This window comes from Celeribacter ethanolicus (assembly GCF_001550095.1).
Taxonomy (GTDB): Bacteria; Pseudomonadota; Alphaproteobacteria; order Rhodobacterales; family Rhodobacteraceae; genus Celeribacter; species Celeribacter ethanolicus.
The window spans coordinates 25,581-44,689 of the sequence record NZ_LRUC01000006.1; the positions used below are offsets into that span (position 1 = coordinate 25,581).

Annotated in this window: 22 protein-coding genes; 3 read left to right on the forward strand and 19 right to left on the reverse strand. The window is 63.1% G+C overall.

Annotated features, from left to right (window positions below):
• Positions 1-2: 2 nt before the first annotated feature.
• The 5 genes from NH195_RS01980 to NH195_RS02000 are packed head-to-tail and all read right to left on the reverse strand — an operon-like array spanning position 3 to position 4,040.
• Complete coding sequence (locus NH195_RS01980) at positions 3-797, reverse strand: 2-keto-4-pentenoate hydratase (RefSeq protein ID WP_066702311.1); 795 nt, start codon at positions 795-797, stop codon at positions 3-5.
• 11 nt (positions 798-808) lie between these two features.
• On the reverse strand, positions 809-2,278 hold the full coding sequence (locus tag NH195_RS01985; RefSeq protein WP_066702314.1) for a 2-hydroxymuconic semialdehyde dehydrogenase: 1,470 nt from the start codon (positions 2,276-2,278) through the stop codon (positions 809-811).
• Positions 2,279-2,297: 19 nt separating this feature from the next.
• On the reverse strand, positions 2,298-2,699 hold the full coding sequence (locus NH195_RS01990) for a GlcG/HbpS family heme-binding protein (protein ID WP_202906477.1): 402 nt from the start codon (positions 2,697-2,699) through the stop codon (positions 2,298-2,300).
• Positions 2,700-2,736: 37 nt separating this feature from the next.
• Positions 2,737-3,657 (reverse strand): catechol 2,3-dioxygenase, encoded by a 921-nt coding sequence (locus tag NH195_RS01995; RefSeq protein ID WP_066702317.1) that lies wholly within the window; start codon positions 3,655-3,657, stop codon positions 2,737-2,739.
• A 35-nt stretch (positions 3,658-3,692) separates the two neighbouring features.
• The gene (locus tag NH195_RS02000; RefSeq protein ID WP_066702319.1) at positions 3,693-4,040 is read right to left on the reverse strand and encodes a 2Fe-2S iron-sulfur cluster-binding protein; all 348 of its coding nucleotides are present in this window, start codon (positions 4,038-4,040) and stop codon (positions 3,693-3,695) included.
• Positions 4,041-4,387: 347 nt separating this feature from the next.
• On the opposite strand from NH195_RS02000, the gene NH195_RS02005 reads away from it, so the two are divergent.
• Positions 4,388-4,915: a redoxin domain-containing protein gene (locus NH195_RS02005; RefSeq protein ID WP_066702325.1), complete on the forward strand. Its 528-nt coding sequence runs from the start codon at positions 4,388-4,390 to the stop codon at positions 4,913-4,915.
• A gap of 41 nt (positions 4,916-4,956) precedes the next feature.
• Here NH195_RS02005 and NH195_RS02010 read toward each other — a convergent pair whose 3' ends face one another.
• The 12 genes from NH195_RS02010 to NH195_RS02065 all read right to left on the reverse strand — a co-directional run bounded on the left by NH195_RS02010 (position 4,957) and on the right by NH195_RS02065 (position 15,236).
• Positions 4,957-5,757, reverse strand: a complete 801-nt coding sequence (locus NH195_RS02010) for an energy transducer TonB (RefSeq protein WP_066702327.1) — start codon at positions 5,755-5,757, stop codon at positions 4,957-4,959.
• Complete coding sequence (locus NH195_RS02015; RefSeq protein ID WP_066702334.1) at positions 5,754-6,194, reverse strand: ExbD/TolR family protein; 441 nt, start codon at positions 6,192-6,194, stop codon at positions 5,754-5,756. The genes NH195_RS02010 and NH195_RS02015 overlap by 4 nt, the downstream gene beginning before the upstream one ends.
• A gap of 4 nt (positions 6,195-6,198) precedes the next feature.
• Positions 6,199-6,582 carry an ExbD/TolR family protein gene (locus tag NH195_RS02020; RefSeq protein ID WP_066702337.1) on the reverse strand — a complete coding sequence of 128 codons (384 nt, stop codon included), beginning with the start codon at positions 6,580-6,582 and terminating at the stop codon, positions 6,199-6,201.
• Between the two features lie 2 nt (positions 6,583-6,584).
• Positions 6,585-7,226: a MotA/TolQ/ExbB proton channel family protein gene (locus NH195_RS02025; protein ID WP_066702339.1), complete on the reverse strand. Its 642-nt coding sequence runs from the start codon at positions 7,224-7,226 to the stop codon at positions 6,585-6,587.
• 57 nt (positions 7,227-7,283) lie between these two features.
• Positions 7,284-9,338 (reverse strand): TonB-dependent receptor domain-containing protein, encoded by a 2,055-nt coding sequence (locus NH195_RS02030; RefSeq protein WP_066702342.1) that lies wholly within the window; start codon positions 9,336-9,338, stop codon positions 7,284-7,286.
• A 95-nt stretch (positions 9,339-9,433) separates the two neighbouring features.
• Entirely contained in the window at positions 9,434-9,847 is a 414-nt protein-coding gene (locus tag NH195_RS02035) for a DUF2946 family protein (protein ID WP_155846056.1), read from the reverse strand.
• 75 nt (positions 9,848-9,922) lie between these two features.
• Positions 9,923-10,483 carry a PqiC family protein gene (locus NH195_RS02040; protein WP_066702347.1) on the reverse strand — a complete coding sequence of 187 codons (561 nt, stop codon included), beginning with the start codon at positions 10,481-10,483 and terminating at the stop codon, positions 9,923-9,925.
• Between the two features lie 3 nt (positions 10,484-10,486).
• Positions 10,487-12,595, reverse strand: a complete 2,109-nt coding sequence (locus NH195_RS02045; RefSeq protein ID WP_066702349.1) for an MlaD family protein — start codon at positions 12,593-12,595, stop codon at positions 10,487-10,489.
• A complete protein-coding gene (locus NH195_RS02050; protein WP_066702351.1) occupies positions 12,588-13,247 on the reverse strand; it encodes a paraquat-inducible protein A in 660 nt (219 codons plus the stop codon). The genes NH195_RS02045 and NH195_RS02050 overlap by 8 nt, the downstream gene beginning before the upstream one ends.
• On the reverse strand, positions 13,214-13,852 hold the full coding sequence (locus NH195_RS02055; RefSeq protein ID WP_066702353.1) for a paraquat-inducible protein A: 639 nt from the start codon (positions 13,850-13,852) through the stop codon (positions 13,214-13,216). The genes NH195_RS02050 and NH195_RS02055 overlap by 34 nt, the downstream gene beginning before the upstream one ends.
• 128 nt (positions 13,853-13,980) lie before the next feature.
• The gene (locus NH195_RS02060) at positions 13,981-14,823 is read right to left on the reverse strand and encodes an alpha/beta fold hydrolase (protein ID WP_066702356.1); all 843 of its coding nucleotides are present in this window, start codon (positions 14,821-14,823) and stop codon (positions 13,981-13,983) included.
• The gene (locus NH195_RS02065; RefSeq protein ID WP_238379678.1) at positions 14,820-15,236 is read right to left on the reverse strand and encodes a hypothetical protein; all 417 of its coding nucleotides are present in this window, start codon (positions 15,234-15,236) and stop codon (positions 14,820-14,822) included. Before NH195_RS02065 ends, NH195_RS02060 begins: the two co-directional genes overlap by 4 nt.
• A gap of 233 nt (positions 15,237-15,469) precedes the next feature.
• Between NH195_RS02065 and NH195_RS02070 the strand changes: the two genes are divergently transcribed.
• Both NH195_RS02070 and NH195_RS02075 read left to right on the forward strand, forming a co-directional pair.
• Positions 15,470-16,342, forward strand: a complete 873-nt coding sequence (locus tag NH195_RS02070) for a dioxygenase family protein (protein ID WP_066702365.1) — start codon at positions 15,470-15,472, stop codon at positions 16,340-16,342.
• Between the two features lie 117 nt (positions 16,343-16,459).
• A complete protein-coding gene (locus NH195_RS02075) occupies positions 16,460-17,350 on the forward strand; it encodes a LysR family transcriptional regulator (RefSeq protein ID WP_066702366.1) in 891 nt (296 codons plus the stop codon).
• Positions 17,351-17,368: 18 nt separating this feature from the next.
• Here the strand turns inward: NH195_RS02075 and NH195_RS02080 are convergent, their stop codons facing one another.
• Together NH195_RS02080 and hemP are read right to left on the reverse strand one after the other, a co-directional pair.
• Positions 17,369-18,532, reverse strand: coding sequence for a muconate cycloisomerase family protein (locus NH195_RS02080; RefSeq protein WP_066702368.1), 1,164 nt, complete (start codon positions 18,530-18,532; stop codon positions 17,369-17,371).
• A gap of 173 nt (positions 18,533-18,705) precedes the next feature.
• Entirely contained in the window at positions 18,706-18,867 is a 162-nt protein-coding gene (gene hemP, locus NH195_RS20725; protein ID WP_081423747.1) for a hemin uptake protein HemP, read from the reverse strand.
• Positions 18,868-19,109: the final 242 nt, after the last annotated feature.

Below are 19,109 nucleotides of genomic sequence, written 5' to 3' on the forward strand. Positions count from 1 at the left end.
TCTTATTCCTTTGCGAAAGCAGCACGAACGGAACCCAGACCGTTGATCCGGGCCTCGAAGACATCGCCGGGTTCGGCGCTGACAAAGGGGCCAAGCGCCCCGGAGAGAATGACGTCGCCCGGTCCAAGCGGGCGACCGGCCTTGGCCATGGTCCGCGCCAGCCATAGGGAGGCATTGAGGGGGCTGCCCATACAGGCCGCGCCCGCGCCGACGGAGACCGGCTCGTTGTTGCGGGTCATCACCATGCCGCAGAGACGCGGATCGAAATCGCCGGCGCGTTTCGGGGTTTGGCCGAGGACATAGATCCCAGACGAGGCATTGTCGGCAATGGTGTCGGTGATGCGGATGTCCCAGTCCTTGACCCGCGATCCGACGATTTCGAGCGCCGGAACCACGTAGCCGATGGAAGCCATCAGATCGACCATGGTGATATGCCCGCCGGTCAGCGGAGCGGCGACGACATAGGCGATCTCCGCTTCGACCTTCGGCTGTTGCACCGCCGACATCGGGATTTCTTCGCCGTCCATGTATTCCATATCGGCAAAGAGCATGCCGTAATCCGGCTGATCGACGCCGAGCTGTTTTTGGACGGCGACCGAGGTCAGACCGATCTTGCGACCGGAGAGCACACGCTCTTCGCCCCCCAGCCAGCGCTTGGTGTTGATTTCCTGAACGGCATAGGCCGCGTCCACATCGCCTTCGTCGAGAAGCCCCCTGATCGGCGCGCTGGGCGCGCCATCTTCCCAGGCCTTCCAGAGCTGGTCTGCCGCCTTTTGGATATTTGCTTCGCTTGTCATTTACCTGTCCTTCAGAGTTTCACGCAGACGTTGGTCAGTTCAGAATAGAACTCCAGACCATGCACTCCGCCTTCGCGCCCGATGCCTGAATGTTTCGAGCCACCGAATGCTGTGCGCAGATCGCGCAGGAACCACGAGTTGACCCAAGCCAGACCCACGTCGATCTGACGCGCCACGCGATGCGCCTTGGTCAGGTTCTCGGTCCAGATCGCGGTCGCGAGACCGTATTTCGTATCGTTGGCCAGTTTGATCACCTCTTCTTCGGTGTCGAAAGGCGCGATGTGACACACCGGTCCGAAAATCTCTTCCTTGATGCAGCGCGCATCTTCCGAGAGGCCGGTAAAGATCGTCGGTTCGACCCATGCGCCGCCTTTCAACTCGTCGGGCATCTCGGGTTCACCACCGCCGATCACGACCGTCGCGCCTTCTTCCACGGCGAGTTTGTAATAGGACATCACCTTGGATTTATGTTCCTGCGAAATCAGCGGACCCATGGAGGTTTCCGGGTCCTCGGATGGCCCGAGCTTCATCATCTCGACGCCTTGCTTGAGGCGGGAAACGAACTCGTCAAAAATCGGACGTTCGACATAGACCCGCTCCGTGCCGAGGCAGACCTGACCGCAGTTCGCAAAAGCCGAGCGCAGCGTACCCTCGATCGCCTTGTCCATATCGCAATCGGCAAAGACGATCCCGGCGTTCTTGCCGCCGCATTCCATCGACACCTGACGCAGGCCCTTGGCGGCGGACTGCATGATGATCTCGCCGGTGCGGGTTTCACCGGTGAAGGTGATCGCATCGACATCCGGATGCGCGGTGAGATAAGCGCCCGCGCTGTCCGGGCCGAACCCATGCACCACGTTGAACACACCTTTCGGGATGCCCACGGTGTTCATCACCTCGCCCAAAAGCGTGGTCGTGAGCGGCGTTTCCTCCGAGGGTTTCACGATCACCGTGTTGCCGGAGGCCAGTGCAGGACCGACTTTCCACGTCATCAGCAACAGCGGCAGGTTCCATGGGCTGATCACCGCGATCACCCCCTTGGGTTTGCGCACGCCATAGTTCACCGCACCGAACCCGTCGGGCGTGTCGAGCATGAAGCTTTCAGTGGGGACATTCTTCACCAGATCCGCGAAGATTTTGAAATTCGCCGCGCCGCGCGGGATGTCGACATGCGACGCCAGCCCTTTTGGCTTGCCGGTGTCGAGGATTTCCGCCTCCAGAAAATCGTCAAACCGGCGGTTGATCTCGTCGGCCACGGCATGGAGCATCTCGGCGCGATGGGCCATGGGCAGATAGCCCCATTCGCCGTGAAGTGCGGCGCGCGCGGCTTTCACAGCGGCGTCCACCTCCGGCTGGAGACCCTCATGCACGATGCCGATCTTCTTGCCGGTCACCGGCGAAATATTGTCGAAGGTTCTCCCCGACGTGCCGGGGGTGAATTCCCCGTTGATGAAATGCATCGCTTCTTGTGTGAAGGTCATTAGCCCGTCTCTCATTGTCTCATCCTTCCCTGTGCCCAAGCCCGATGGCGGCCAGCCCGGCCCTTGCACAGATGTCATCTTGTTCCGCCGAGGCACCGGACACGCCAATGCCGCCGATCAGCTCGTCTTCCACGCGGATCGGCACCCCGCCCGGAAAGGCCGCGATATTCGGCTGCCCGGTGATCCCCGAAAGCACGGCCGGTTCCCCGGACAGGGCTTGGTAAAGCTCACCGGACGGCAGGCCGAACCCCGCCGCCGTATAGGCCTTGTCCCGGGCAATCTGACCCGAGGGCAGAAAGGCCCCGTCCCCGCGCAGAAACGCGATCTCTCGCCCGCCTGCATCCACGACACTGGCGTTGACGGCCACGGCCAACTCTTCGGCGCGGGTCACGGCCGCGCGCACCGCCTCGAATGCGGCCATGGCGGTCAATCTGCGGCTGGGACGGGTCGCCTCCATGTCAGGTCACCACCGACAGGAAGGCGTCGTTCATCTGGCGCTCGTAGTAGAAAATCCCGCGGCCCACGTGATTGCCGTCCCAGACCCGCGTCGGGTGATCCTTGTAGGCGGTATAGCCACCACAGAAGACCTCGTTGCGGTTGCCCGACGGATCGAAGAAATAGATCGTCTGTCCGCGCGTGATCCCGTGGCGGGTCGGTCCGATGTCGCGGGAAATGTCGTAGCGCGTCATCACGTCGGCGGCGTGGCCGATATCGCTCCAGTCTTCGAGAAAGAAGGCGACATGGTGCAGCTTGCCCGGCTCCGGGTGGTTCACGAAGGCGATGTCATGCGCCTTGTTCGACACGGTCATCCAGATCGCCAGCGTGCCATCCGGCAGGTCGACGCGCTCCGGAATGTGGAAATCGAGCACCTCGGTGAAGAACTTTTCCACCTCCGGCAGGTTCGGCCCGTAAAGCAGGCAATGGTCCAGCCGCTGGGCGCGCATGCCGCGCGGCTCGTCTTTCCAGACATAGGGATTGTGGGTCTCGGGCGCGGTCTCGGACAGCTCCATATCGGCATAGATGTCAATGCGATGGCCAGAGGGGATCATGAAGGAGATCCGTTTGCCGGTGCCCGGCATTTCGCCTTCTGCCACATCGGTCACGTCGACGCCGTACTCCTCAATCCGCTTGCGGAACCCGTCGACGGCCTCCTGCCCGTCGGCCTTGAAAGCGAAGAAGTCGATACCGGCGCTGTCGGCCTCGCGCAGCACGACCGAGTGGCGATGGAATTCATCAAAGGCCTTCAGGTAGACGCGGCCATCGGCTTCCTGAGAGACGAAATCGAGACCGATCCGGTCGCGATAATGGGTGATGGCTTCGTCCATATCCAGCACTCGGAGCTGGATGATCCCTGGACGCAAAAGTCCTTCTTGAGACATAGGTTTTCCTCCTCTGACACCTATAAATTTGACGATCAGTCGCCGTTTTCGACCGGGCGGCGGGGGCCGAGAAAGGCGGGTTCGAGTTCAAGGTCGCTGCGCGGCGAGATCCGGCAGGCCAGCGCATAGCCTTCGGCGGCCTCCTCCTCCGTGACATGGGTGCGGCTCGATTTCTCGGCCGTGTAACTCCCCTTGGTGACCTTCACGCGGCAGGCGCCACAGCCACCTTTGCGACACCCGACCCGCACCGGGCGCGGGTTGGGGAAATGGATTTTTTGTTCCATGGCCATCAGGACCTTCTGGTCCTCGGCGCACAGGATATCGGTCTCGCATCCTTTGAACCGGATGCTGTGCAGGGCCGAAAGCGGGCTTCCGTCTGGCATTGATGTCTCCTCCTCGGCGCGTCCTCCACACGCTTCGTGGTCTGGATCATGGTGAGAATTAATCGTTGCTGTCAAATAAAAACGATATTTTTTTCTCGATTGACAAACGAACCCGGGATATCACCACATCACTCAGGCGGAATGTGACCACGGGAAAGCCCTTGCGATCTGGCCTGGAGGAGGAGGAGAACCATGGATTTTTCTTTGAATTACAACGAAAAGCGTCAGGGGCGTCCGATCTGTTGCGGCCCCTGGCGCAGGCTGTGCGCTCACGGGGGCGGCCAAATTGACGCAGGGCTTTCACGGCCTTTGTCTCAGGGTCTTTCACAGCACATCGGAGGTGGCCAATGACACAATCTGCTGGCCGTCTGATTCCGGGCACCCCGGCGCCCGCGCTGCGGTTCGATACATTCCGGCACGGTATTTGCGACATCGCAGAGGGTGCGCCTCCGGGCGGAACGCTTGTGGCGTTTCACCGCGGGTCGCATTGCAAATGGTCCCGGCTGCAACTCAAGGAGCTCGATGACCGGATCGGCGATTTCGCCATCCGGGGTGTGCGGGTCTTTGCCGTCGGCTGTGAAACCCAGGCGGATACGGCTGCGCTTCAGGAAAAGATGCAGTTGATCCGCCTGCCGCTTGGCTATGGTCTCGATCCGGAAAGCCTCGCACGGGACTGGGGGCTCCATATCACCCGCAACAGCTCCGAAGAGGGGGCGCCGCCGATTCACATCGAACCGGCTCAGGTTTGGGTCAAGGCGGATGGCACCATCGGTCTCTCTACGGTTCAAAGCGGTCCCAGCCTCTGGCCCGACGCGACCAATCTGGTGCGGGCCATCGACAACACGATGAAATTCCCGGAACGCGGGCAAGGGTGATTTCGGGTCAGGGGGGGACGCCCCTCTGACGTGCGGTCTCCTCAGCGCGGCGAAAAGCTGATCTTCAGATCGAACGTGTAGCTCGGGCGGGTCAAGCTTGCGGGGGCGGGCTTGAACTGCCCGACGCTTTGCACCGCGCGCAGCGCCGCCTGATCGAGCAGACCATTGCCGGAGGAGCGCAGCACCGAAACGCCCGACAGCGCACCGTTACGCGCAACGGAGATTCGCAACAGGACGCTGCCCTGTGTGCCCCGCGCCTCCGAAGGGTAGCGTTTCTTGCGTTCGATGGCGGCGCGCAGAGAGCTGCCCCATTGGCTCAGGTCGCGCTGGGCCCGCCCCGGATCGACCGTCGCGGTTTGTGCTGTGCCTGCCACACCCTGCGCGCCCATTCCACCTGTCCCCGCAGCCTTCTGACCGGCGGCCTCGGCCGATTGCCGGCTTTTCGGGGGCGCGGACGCTTTGGGCGGCTCGGGGCGCGGCGGCTGTTCCGGGGCCTCAGGCGCGTCGAACGGCTCTGTCGCCACGGTCGGGGGGCTGAGGTTCACCGCCATTTTCGGGGCTTCGAGCGGCAGGGGCATCATCGCCGCAAGGTCTGGAGCGCTCTCCGTCGGTACGGGCGTCTCTTGCGCCGGGGCCGTGGCTTGCACCTCCGGGGGCGCAAAATCGTCCCATGTTTCGACAAGGCTTTCGAGCGACGCCGAAGATGCGCTCAGGCTGACAAGCTGGCTGCCGTCTTCGCCTTGCGACTGTTGTCCGCTCGGGTCAGGTGCCCAACCGAGCAGCGCGGCATGCGCCGCGAGCGACAGGGTCAGAAAGCCGAGGATTTCCAACGCCCGGCTCATGGCTGTCCGCGCTCCGCTGTGCCACGGCCCATGGCCACCAGATTGACCTGCTCAAACCCTGCGGCGCCAAGCTCCGGCAAAAGCTCCGCGATCAGCCGCGCGGGGGCGTCCCGGTCGGCATGGAGCAGGAGCACCGGCGCGCAAGTGTCGCCGCCACAGTCCGTCAGGCTCTCAGAAAGCGCCGCCATAAGACTTTGCCGGTCCTCGAAGGCCACATCGAGATCGCGAAAAGCCAGACGACCGTCCGGGCCGAGATACAGCGAAAGATCGCCCTCGGCCTCCTGCGCATGGGCGACATCGGGCAGGTTTACGTCGATCGGCTCCGGCTGTTGCATCTCGCCTGCGATCAGAAAGAAGATCAGCAAGAGAAACACGACGTTGATCATCGGCAGAAGCCCGACCGAAACGCGACTTTTGGGCGGAGAGGCGAATTTCATGGCGCTACTCCATCACGATCAGCCGGGTGATCCCCGCGCCAGACAGGCGATCCACCGCGTCGGCCAACTGCTGCAAATCGGCGTCATGCGTGCGCAGGATCACGGGGGAATCGGGCGACGGCATCAGAGGCCGCAGCCAGCCCGACAGGTGCTCGGCAAAGACCGGCTCGCCGTTCAGGCCGATCTCGCCATTGGCATAGAGATCGACGACGCGCGGCGGCCCGTCCCAGCTTGCGGCACCGTCTCCGCCCGCCGGGTAGAGCGGCAGCACGCTTTGCGCCCCGAAGCGCGACACCAGCATGAAGAACACCAGCAAAAGGAACACCACGTCGATCATCGGCGTGAGATCGGGGCGGCGGGGTTTGCGCGGGTGCTCGAAGGTGAACATGATCAGCGCTCCGGTCGCGGGTCGCTCAACGGGACGAAGATGCGGGTGGCGATGTCTTCCATGTCATGGCGCAGCCCGTCGATCACCGTCTCGAACCATGTCAGCGCGACCTGCGCCGGGATCGCGACGGCCATGCCCGCCGCCGTGGTCAGCAGCGCCTCCCAGATGCCGCCCGCCAATTGCGCGGGATCGGCGCGCGCACCTGCGGCCTGAAGCGCCTGAAACGCGGCGATCATGCCGAGAACCGTGCCCAGAAGGCCCAGAAGCGGCCCGATCGTGGCCGCGAGTTCCAGCCCGCGCAGCCCGGTCGCGGCCCGTTTCAAAAGCCCGCGGGCGAGGCGTTCGACCTCTTCGCGCGCCAGCTCGTCCGGCAGATGTTCGGCACCCTGCACCTCCATGGCGCGATGCGCGAGCCGCGCCCGCAGGCTGCGACGCCCGGCCAGACGGCTGCGGGCGGTCTCGGTCTCGCCCCGCTGCCAAAGCGTGACGGCTTCTTCGGTGTGGCGCCCGCCCGACCAGATGCCGGAGCGCAAGAGGTCCCAGACTTTCCACAGGATCAGCGCCAGAGTGGCCACAGACAGGACGGCAATGGCCCAGATTGCGGGGCCGCCGGAGATCAGGAAATCGAGAGTGTCAGAGGGCATCGAAGCCTCCCTTCGCATGAGAAAACGGGCGCACCCCGAAGAGGTGCGCCCACAGGATCAGAACTGCACCTGCATCGTCAGGTAGATGTTCCGGCCCGGCTCGTTCATCGTCCCGGTCGACTCGCCCAATACGGTTTCCCGGTTCAGGTGATTGGCATAGGCCTTGTCGAAGACGTTATCAATGCCGCCCATCAACCGGACATTCTCGGCGATCTCATAGCTGCCGAACAGATCGAGCGTGGCATAGCCGGGCGTCTCGTCGGAATCGAGCACCGGGTCGATCCGGTCCTGCCCCAGAGCCCAGTTCACCCGCGCCCCCGCCTGCCAGAGATTGGCACCGTAAGTGGCGCTCAGCGATCCCATCAGCGGCGGGATCTGGCCCAGCGGTTTGTCGTCGCTCTCGTTCTCGCCATAGGTGTAGGTCATGTCGCCCGCGAAGGTCCAGGCGCCCGAGGTGACATGCCCGCCCAGTTCGACCCCTGCGATCAGCGCCGAGACATTGTCATAGGAGGTCACCGTGCCGACGGTCTGGCGCAGGATGTAATCGTCCACCTTGTCGACATAGGCCGTGGCGTTGAAACTCCAGTCGGTCTTGGCGATCTCGACGCCGAGATCGAACTGGGTGTGTTTCTCGGGTGCGATTTCCGGGTTCCCGGCCCAGATCGAGGTGCCGACCTGACGCGCCATGGCACGCTCGTTGGCATCCGCCGTGCGCACCGAACGCGACAGTCCGGTAAACAGCATGGTCTCCGCATCGAGCCGATGTTCGAACCGCACCAGCCCGCCGAAATTGTCCTCCGTCACCGCGCCGTCATAGGTCACGCCGTAGACGGTGTTGTAAACGTCGTTCGGGGTGGCGGCACCGGGATAGGTGGCATTGCCATCCGCGTCACCGATGGTCGAGCGCACATGATCGTAGCGCAGCCCGAATTTCAGCGTGTTGACCTCGGAAAGCTTGGTCTTGGTCTCGGCATAAAGCCCGGTCTGGGCGATGGTCACATCCGGCCACATCAGGGCGACAACCGTGCTCGGGTTTTCCGCCTCGATAGCCGGGATCATGCCGCGATAGGCATAGGCGACACGGTTGTTCGACTGGTAATCGACACCGATTTTCGCCGTGGTCGCCCCGAAATCGAACTGGCCTTCGATCTTGCCGCCCATCGTGTCCGAGGTGGTCGGCACGCGCATGCCCATCGGCATCATGTTGGGACGCAGCGAATAGTTGTCCATGACGTGATCGACATTGCTGCTGTAGAGCACGCCTTCGATGCGGGTCAAAACGCCCATGTCGACATCCGTGCCGCCGCGCAGCCGGTAGGTCATGGTCTCGGAGCTCGGGCTGTCCATGCCCGCACCGCCGAACAGCGTGTCGAGCGCCTCGTCCTTTTCGATGTCGAGCGCAAGCTCGGTGCCATCGACGGCATAGCCAAGGGTCAGTCCGGCGCTTTTCTGAGTGAAGGCGCTGCGCACCTCATCGCCATTGCCGTCGTCGTAATTGTCGGCCTCTTTGCGTTCGCCCGAAAGCTCCGCATAGAACCCGTGGCCCAGATCGGCCGAGACCGTTCCGGCAATCGAGCGCCCGTTGCCATTGCTGTTCGCGCCTAGGATCAGATCGCCGGAGACTGGCTTGCCCTCGTCGAATTCGGGGGCGTTGCGTTCGAGTCGCACCGTGCCGCCGGAGCCGCCCGGGCCGCTCGTCACGCTGGCATAGCCGCGTTCGACGATGACCTCGTCGGCGCGATAAAACGATGCCATAGCGCTCGGCGGGTCCATGCGGTTCGGACAACCGCCATAGGTGAAGCTGCCCGCGTCGATGACGTTGAGCTGGTTCTTCTGCATGCCGCGGATGATGATGTCGATGCCGTGGCCGCCCATACGGCTGCCGGAAACGCCCGGCACGGAGGACAGAAGCGCCCCGCCATCGAGACCGGCAGGCACCGGCAAAAGAGCGGGGTCGAAAGCGTAGCTTTGCGCGCCCTGGGTGACGGGCTGCTGATCCTCGACGGAGATCGGATCGAGCACGAGGTCCGCGTCCTGGGCATAGGCCAGCGTGGAAATGGTGCTCAGCAAAAGCGCGGTCGCGCCAAGGCGCACCGTGTGAAAGGTGGTCATATCTGTGTCCCTCTGGGATTTATGAATGTGTCAGATCGTTCCGGGACGGGATGTTCCGATCCCGGTCCCAAGGCCGTTTCGGGCCATGTGAAAGCTCAGACAATCCGAGGGGGTGCCCGCGTCGAGCGGCTGAAATCGCGCTGGGCGATGTAGATTTGATGCGTGTCCGTGGGCGCAATCTCGGCCTTGTGGAGCCGACCTGCCGCTTCGGGCAAAAGGGTTTCGGCAACCAGAAAAGCCGCGCCGACCACACAATAGGGGCAGTCGGCCCCCTGCGATCCGTCGCCGCTGGGAACTTCGCGGACCGTCCCGGTGGCGGTGTCGAAAACGAGGGTCGCGTTGCCGCCGGGCGTGCCGCAAAGCTGGAGCAAGACCTCGGTTTCGGACAGGGTGACGCCGCTTCGGGCATCGGGGCCGAAGGCGATGGAAACCTGAACCGCCAGAAGCGCAGCGAGACACATGGCCCAGAAGCCACGCAAAACCCGCATATTCAAGAAACCGTCCCCCATGACATTCGTATGTTCGGAAGTCTGAACATTTGCAACTGTGAATTTGTTGCGCAGCTTGCGCGCCTGCCTGCGCACTTATCGCGCGAGGCTGGCGGCAATCTGCCCGGCGAGCTGATCCACCGCGCGCCCTGAAGCCGCCGCGATCCCCGCAGGCGTGTCGGAGGCCAGAGGCACGGCGATGGCAAAGGGCACGATGCGTTCGCGCACCACCTGATCGAAGGAGGATACAGCGAACTGCCCCGCGAGATGCAGCTTGCCATCGGCACGGCTGGCCATTTGCGAGACGCGCACATCGACCTCGACCTGCGCCGGACGCGCCAGTGGCCAGGGCTCGGCGGCGACCTGTGCGGTCGTGGTTGCGCTGAGCCGGTCGGCGATCTGCTGGGTCATGGCGCGGGCCGGCGTGTCGGCCCAAAGCGCACCTTCGATCGGGGTCAGCGCCCCGTCCGCGCCTTCGCGCAGGAGCAGATCGTCATTGGCATAGGCAGGAAGCGTGACCTGACGGATTTCCAGCGTCGCCACCCGAAGCGACACGCGCGAGACCTCCGTCGCGGGTGCGCTGGCCATCAGGTAACGCGGATCGGTGTCGCCACAGGCGGCGAGGCTCAGAAGCAGAAGGGGCAAAAGACGTGTCATGGCTTACCGTCCAAACAAGAGGGAATTGGGATTGCGCTCAAGCGTCCGCGCAAGGCTCGAAAGTGCCTCTGCCGCCGAGCGCAGCTCGCGCAGAGTATCAAGCGTATCGCGGTTGAAGCGGGAATTCTGACCGTAGCCTGCCAGAACTCCTTCGGCCTCGCTCACCAGCCCGTCGATCCGCTCCGCGATCTGGGGCAGATCGGCGACGGCGGCCTCGACCGCCTCGGCGGCGCTGCGGGCGGAGGCCAGTGTGGCGTTGGTGTTTTCCACCGCACCGCCTTCGCGCAACTCGGCCAGGGCCGTGCGTGCCTCATCGAGTGCGCCGGTCAGGCTTTCGGGCAGTTTGCGCGTGCTGTCCTGATCTATGAGCTTGTCGGCCCCGTCCAGAAGCTGCGTCGCCATGGTCAGGAATTGCTCAAGTTCAAGCGTATTGGCCTTTTCCGTCAACTGGTTGAGCCCGTCGATCAGATCGGGGACACCGGCGATTTTCTCATCGAAGGCCTCGGCCACCTCGGTCACGGAGGTGGCGGCCTCGGAGGCGTCTTCCAGTGCGGTGACCAGTTTGGCCACGGCTTCGGCCGTGCGCAGATCCTCGGCGATGCCGCGCAGTTCCGCCACCGCCTGACGCAGTTCGCCGGGCAGGGCCTGCGCATCCGGGCCGCCGATCACGGCGCGGGCATCGTCCATCAGCCCGACAAAGGCGTCGGGCGCCGCGCGCAGGTTTTCGTCACCCGCAAGGCTCTCGACCGACGCGAGCGTGGCAATGGCCTGTTCCATCAGCTCCTCGACCGGCAGGTCGTTGACCCGTTTCATCAGCCCCTCGGCGGTCGCGCCGGGATCGGGCAGGTCGGAGGCGACGGAGGGCAAAAGCGGCGCGGTGATCGCGAAGACGCCGAGCGTTGCGGGATCGGCATCGGGCAGCTCCGCAAGCTCCACCGCCAGAGACCGGCTGAAGATGCTTTGCGAAATCAGCCGTGCGCGCAGCCCATCCTTCACGGCGCCTGCGAAAAACGCGATGGTCTGGGCCGGCGGCGTGTCGGGGGCGAGGCCGAGACGGCTCGGGTCGATGGAAATCGTGGCGCGCAGCACGACGATCTGGCCCTCAGGTCCGTCCTCGATGAAAGCGCCAAGGGTCGACACCGCACCGATCTTCACCCCCTTGTAGACGACGGGGGAGCCGACGGTCAGCCCGGCGACGGATTGCTCGAACTCGACCGTCAGATCGACCGGGTTCTCGATCGCCTCCTTGAAAACGCTGGAACGCGCCTCTTCCTCGTTCTCGTAGAGATCGAAAATCTGCCCTTGGCCGATGGGCTGGCCGCCAGAGAACACGGTGTCAAAAGACAGCCCGCCCCGCAGAAGACCGGCAACCGACCCGACCGATAGGTTCAGCCCGCCAGGTCCGATGTTCACGGAAAACCCGGAGGTCTGCCAGAATCGTGTCGCCGAGGTCAGGCGCTTGTCATGCGGCGCGTTGATGAAGGCGTCGACGACCACGCCCGTGCCGCTTTCCAGCAGGCGCGGGGCCTCGATCTTGCCGACTTCGATGCCCTGATAATAGATCGGCGCCCCGGCGGTAAGCTGGCCGCCATCGGCGGTGCGCAGGGTGACTTTCGTGCCCTTCATACCCGGAAGCACCAGCGGCGGCGTGTCGAGACCGGTGAACTGCGTGACGCCGCTTTCCGCCGCATTCGGGTCGAAGGCCGCCTGGATATAGACGCCCGAGAGGACGGTCGAGAGGCCGGAAATGCCACTGGCGGAGACCTCCGGGCGCACGACCCAGAATTCCGCATCCGCAGGCAGCGCCTTGGCTACGGCCCGGTCGATCCGGGCGCGCACCAGAACGGAGGTGAGATCGGCGGAAAACGACACGCTCTCGACCACGCCGACATCGACATCGCGGTAGCGGATCATGGTCTCGTCGGCGGTCACGCCTGCGGCATTCTCGAACAGGATCTCGATCGGCTGTCCGCGCGCGGCCCAGCTTTGCCACGCGATGAACAGCGTGACGGCCAGCGCCGCGAGAGGCACCAGCCAGACAACGGACAGATTGCGCCAAAACGACTGTTTCGGACCTTCGATCAGAGGCTCTGCGATCTGTGGCTCATCCAAGGGAGCGCTCCTTTTCCATTTGTTCGGCCTCTTTCCCCGCATCCCAGATCAGCCTTGAATCAAAACTCAGGGCCGCCAGCATGGTGAAGGCCACCGACAGCGCAAAGCTTACTGCCGCGATCCCCGGCGAGATCGTGGCAGCAAAATCCAGCCGCACCAGAGACGACAGGATCGCCACCACGAATACGTCGATCATGGACCAGCGGCCAATGAATTCAACCACCTCGAAGAGGATATGCCGCCGGTGTGCCGAAAGTCGCACGCGGTGGCTGACGCTGAGCGCGAGATAGGCGATGGCGATGAACTTGGCGACCGGAATGACGATGGAGGCGACGAAGACGATCAGCGCCACCGCGACATCGCCATGGCGCATCAGTTCGATCACCCCGCCGAGGATGGTGTTTTCCAGCGTCTTGCCCAGTGAGGCGGTGCGCAGCATCGGATAGAGATTGGCAGGAATATAAACAACGAGCCCGGCGATCCACCACGCCCAGACCCGTTGCAGAGAGGCTTCGCTGCGTGGCGACAGATGCGCACCGCACCGGGTACAGACCCGCGTGCCAAGCGGGTGCACGCGCCCGCAATGGGTACAGCCGATCAGCCCCGCCTCGCGCGCGGTTACGATTTGCGTCGGGCGTCCAGCGTTTTCCAAACCGTCACTCTGCTCATGAAATTGTCTTTCAGCACTGTCACGATCACCAGCGCGACGAAGGCCCAGAACGCCGGGCCGATGGAAATATGCGCAAGCCCCGCCACCTTGACCAGGGCGACCGCGACGCCGACGACGAACACCTCCGCCATGGCCCAGGGCCTGAGCGCTTCGGCGAGGCGGAACACCGGGGCGGCATATCTTGCGGGGCGCCATCCGAAGGCCATCGGCCCGAGCACATACAAGAGTGCGAGAAACCGCGTCACCGGCAAAACCACGATCAGCGCCGCCATGGCGAGCGTCAAAGGCGCGGTCAGCCCGGTCGAAAACGCCATCACCGTATCCAGAAGCGAACTGCGCCGCACCATACCGGCGGCGCCCAGCTCCAGAAAGGGAAAGAAGATCGCCGCGATCATCAGGATCAGTGCCGCCAGAGCCAGCATGATGATCCGCGTCATCGCCAGCGCCCGCGGCGCCTCGATCACCGCATGACAGCGCGGGCAGCGCAGCGTTTCACCAAGCGCCACGTCCCGGTCATGCATCAGCGCGTCGCAGGACGGGCAGGCGATCACATCGTCGGGCAGGGGAAGCACGGGCACAACACTCATGCGGACAGTGTATCGACCCTTGTCGGGAACGGGAAGGGGATCGGAAAACCGGAAAGATGTGCAAAACGGAAACGCGCGCCCGGAAGGCCGGACGCGCGTGCTTTTGTGCGTGGATTTATTTGGGGGGATTACACAGGCATCTTCGCCAGCGCGTCGATGAAGAACGGACGGAAGCCGTCCGGGTGTTCGCTCATCGGGAAGTGGCCGAGCTCTTCCATCACCGTGCAGGTCGCGCCGGGAATGGCATCCGCCGTGCGCTGGGCATCCTCAGGCGTACAGGTCAGGTCGTAAGAGCCGACCAGAATATGCACCGGGGTTTTGCCCGTGTCGATTTGCGGCAGGCGCGGGATCAGGCTTTCGTCTTTCGTGTAGAAAGACAGATCGCCCCGGAACACCCCCGGCCCGGACTGCATGAACATCCAGAGCGTGTTCCACCGCTCGGCATTCGGCGCGTAGGGCGAGATGTTAGCCGACACCAGCGCTGCGCCCATCTCGCCGCCATGGGCGTCGGGACGGTGGAACCAGTCGATGTCGTACCAGGCCGGTTGGAAATCGGAGGCCTCGATGGCGATGAAGCCCGAGAATTTGTCTCCGTGAAGTGCGGCAAGTTGAAGCGCAATGCGCCCGCCCATGGAACAGCCCGCCAGAACCGGCGTCTCCAGTTCGAGTGCCTCGACGATGGCCAGAACCGTTTCGATATAGGCTTCGGTGGTCAGCAGGTATTCTTCGGTCTCGAACCCTTCCGGCGGCAGGGATTTGCCGTGCCACGGCAGATCGAAGGCGATCAGACGATTGTTCGCAGTCACCTCGGCATCGTTCATCAGGTGACGCCACTGGCGGGTGTCCGCGCCTGCGGTGTGCAGGCAGAGAACCGGACGGCCCTGACCGGCCTCTTCGAAATAGATGCGGTGGGTGCGACCACTCAGGGTGACGGTCACATACCGGCCGACGATGGGATCAATCGCGCTCATGCCGACACCTCCATGCCCGAAGTCGTGTCCCGGCCAAGGGCAAGGAATTCTTTGAAAAAGCGCAGATTTTTGACGAGGACGAGGATGTCGCCATCGACCCGTGCCCGCCCGATCTTCACAAGGCCGAACACATCGTGAAAGCCCGCTTCGGGGATCGGTTGCCAGAACGCCTCGAGCGCCTCCGCATCGGTGCGCAGCGCAAACCGCCACGGCGTCTTGCGGCTCGGCCCGGGGGTCACATCGACCAGATGGCCTTTCTCGAAGGTGAGGTAATATTCGTCTTCGCCAAGTTGAATCAGAACCGTTTCGGAAAACAGCCGTCCCAATCTGAGAAGATGGGCGCGCGCCTCGAGGGCGGTTCCCATGGCGGTCCATTTGTCGAGCATTCCTGCATCATCCCGTGTCTGTGTCATTCGGGGAGACCATGCTTTCGCGTGCGGCATTCAGCAATGTCGAAAGGGGTATCTCCCGATACCCGGAGGCCGCCGCGCGCGCATGAGGTGCTGTCGAGACGTTCGGGTATTGACCGATACCGGGATGCGTATTGGAACGGGGCGTTCGCTCTGAAATCATCGACCCCAGCGTTGAAGACGGGTGTCTTCACCCGCAACATGAAATGCCGCGCCAGGCTTTGAGGAGGACCAAGATGCGCAATGTGACCATTGAGAATGTAACCGAGATTGTTCTGGAATCGTTGGGGAAGAACGGGGACATCACCCCCCGCAACCTCGAGATCATGACCTCTCTGATCCGTCACCTGCATGACTTCTGCCGCGAAGCGAAAATCCAGCACCATGAGTTCCTCTATGCCTGTGATTTCCTCGCCCGCGCTGGTCAGATCACCGATGACAAACGTCAGGAATTCATCCTTCTGGGGGACATCCTTGGTGTCGAGGTGCTGGTCGACATGCTGACCCACCCGATCGAAGGGGATGAGAGCGAATCCACCGTGCTCGGCCCGTTCTACCGCGAAAACCCGCCGGTTCTGCCGAAAGGCGCCTCCACCGTTCAGAAACATTTCGACGACGAGGAAACCGTTTATTTCGAAGGCTATATCCGCGACGCCAATGGCAAGGGCATCGAAGGCGTGATGATGGACGTCTGGGAAGATGCGCCGAACGGCCTCTATGAGAACCACGACCCGGATCAGCCGGATTACAATCTGCGGGGTCGTTTCCTGACCGATGCCGAGGGCCACTATGCCTTCCGCGCCGTGCGTCCGGTGCCCTATCCGATCCCGTCGGATGAAACCGCAGGCGAACTGATCCGCGCCATGGGCCACCACCCGAACCGTCCGGGTCATATGCACTTCATGATCTCGAAAGACGGTTATCGCAGCCTCGTCAGCCAGATTTTCGACAGCTCCAGTGACTTCCTCGAAAAAGACAGCGTCTTCGCCGTCAAGGAAAGCCTCGTGGCTGAGTTCCGTCCGGCCGGTGACGAATACGACACCGATCTCTATGTCCGTTTCGATTTCGTTATGAAAGCGGCGGAAGCAGCGGCTCTGGCTGCGGAATAATCCGCGTAAATCCGCAAAGAGACTGTGACAGAATGACAAGCCCCCGCCGATGCGCGGGGGCTTTCGCTTATCCGCAAAACCGGGTTTCATACCCGGGGCCTAAGGGGAGGAACGGGCGTGGATATCCGGCAGATGAAATATTTCGTGGCGGTCGCCGAGGAGTTGCATTTCGGACGTGCCGCCGAACGGCTCGACATGGCGCAGCCGCCGCTCAGCCGTCAGATCAAACAGATCGAGACGGAGATCGGCGTTCTGCTGTTCAACCGGGGGCGCAATGCGATCACGCTCACACAGGCCGGCGAGCAGCTCTACAAGCGTGTGATCGCCATTCTGGCCCAGATCGACGATGCCATCCTTGAGGCGCGTCGCATCGGGCAGGGCGCCGAGGGGCGGCTGCGTCTGGGCTTTGTCGGCTCCTCGACCTACGGGCTTTTGCCGACCATCGTGAAATCCTACCGGGCGCATTACCCGGAGGTGAATCTCGGTCTTTTCCCGATGAACAACGCCCGCCTGCACCGCGCTCTGGTGCGCCGTGAGATCGACGTGGCCTTTGCTCGCCCGGCGCTGGCCGATTCGGAGTTCCAGACCCGGTTTCTGACCGAAGAGGCCCTGCTCGCCGCCGTACCCGACATGTTCCAACCCGGGCCGGGGGACCGTTTCGATCCTGCCAGTGCGGAGGGGCAGAACATCATCCTCTACCCGGAATTCCCGCGACCGAGCTATGCCGATTTCGTGATATCAAATCTCGAAAGCAAGGGGTTCACCGGGTTCAAGCGGGTGTTCACCATGGATCTGCAAACGGCGCTGAGCCTTGTGGCCATCGGGGAGGGCGTCTGCATCGTCCCCGCCTCGGTCGCGACCGGCAAGCGCAACGGCATTCGCTTCCTCGGCATCGAGCCCGAACTCGACAAGACGGCGCTCTCGGTGAGCCACCGTCTCGACGAACAAGGTGTGCATGTGAAGAATTTCATCCAGATCGCGCAAACCGTCGCGCGCAAGATGCTCTGAGCGGAGCGGGGGCGGGGCTTATGCCCCGACCGCCCGAAGTCCGCCCTGGATGCCGTCGCGATCGAACCGCGCGATCTTGTCCTCGTCCAGCGTCACACCGATGCCCGGACCTTCCGGCAGATGCACTTCGAAATCGCTGTAGCGGAGCGGTGTGGCGAGGATTTCCTCGGCAAAGAGCAGCGGCCCGAACAATTCGCAGCCAAATGTCATCCGGTCCGCCGTGGCAAAGAGATGCAGCGCCGCCGCCGTGCCGACGCCGCTTTCCAGCATGGTGCCGCCATAAAGCCCGATCCCCGCTGCTTCGCCCATGGCGCAGACCTCGCGCGCGCGTTTCAGCCCGCCGGATTGCGCCACCTTGACGGCAAACACATCGGCTGCGCGGTCACAGGCATAGGCCATCGCCGACGCCGGCCCACTCAGGCCCTCGTCGGCCATCACCGCGATGCGATGCGCGGCGGTGAGTTCCGCCATGCCCGCCCGGTCGCTGCCGACAACAGGTTGCTCGGCCAGCGTGCAGCCGATGTCCTCAAGCCCCGAAAGCCCCCAGCGCGCATCGTGCAGCGACCAGGCCTGATTGACGTCGACGCGGATCTGGCCACGGTCGCCCACCGCCTTGGCGATGGCTTCGACATGGGCGATGTCCTCGCGCACCGGGCGTTTGCCGATCTTCAGTTTGAAGATGTTGTGCCGCTTGGTGTCGAGCATCTCATGGGCTTCGTCGATGTCTTTCGCCGAGACGCCGCTGGCCAAAGTCCAGGCACAGGGGATGGACGTCCGCACCGCACCGCCGAAGAGATCCGCCAGCGGCACGCCCTGACGTCGGGCCAACCCGTCCCAAAGCGACATTTCCACGGCGGCCTTGGCGATGTTGTTGCCCTTCACGGCCATGTCCATGCGCTGGATCGCGGCGTTCACATTGTCCGCCGGCTGATCGGCCAGAACGGGCGCGATATAGGTGAGAATGGCGGAGCGAATGCTCTCCGGGCTCTCGACACCATAGCTCAGGCCGCCGATGGAGGTGCCTTCGCCGATGCCCTCGGAACCATCCGAGAACCGGATGCGGACCAGCACGAAGGACTGGGCCAGCATTGTGGTCATCGCCAGAACGTGCCCGCGAATGGTGGGCACGTCGATAATTTTCGCTTCAATCTGTTCGATCCGGGTCAAGGTCTTGGCTTTCATGTCTGATTTGTCACCAGCATGAAGCAGCGCGACGGATCGGTCTATTACCTTACCGGTCTCGGGTGATACTTCCGGGCGGTTTCAGCCGCAGTTGTGAAGCGTCGCGATGAACCGCAGGGCGGCTCTGAGTTCACGGAAGCCCGTCGAAACAGGACGTTGGATGCGCCGACCGGTCATTTGGTCAGAATCAGTTTGCCCGCGCGGGTGATGCGCAGAGTGTAGATCTGGCCGTCCAGGTTGATCTGACGGGTGCTGCCTTCGGCAATCAGGTTGCGGGCGTCGAGCGGGGGGAGTTGACCGGTCTCTGCGGTCAGGGATGTGACATGTGCGTTCATTTCAGGTGCCTTTGGGCTTGTGTCTTTATCAGTCATCTCAATCCGCCTGCCTTTCGGTTGGCGGTGAATTGCTTCACGTTGTTGAGGATCACCAAGACTGGCTGGGCGTTTTCCGCCTCTGCTTGCCATGGGGCCGCGCGGGCTGCGCGACTCACGGGACTTTCCCGTTCTCTTCACTTTGGATATTAAGTCTGAGTTTTTCTGTCAACTTTTTCGTGGCGATATTTTTATCGTCGTCTTGC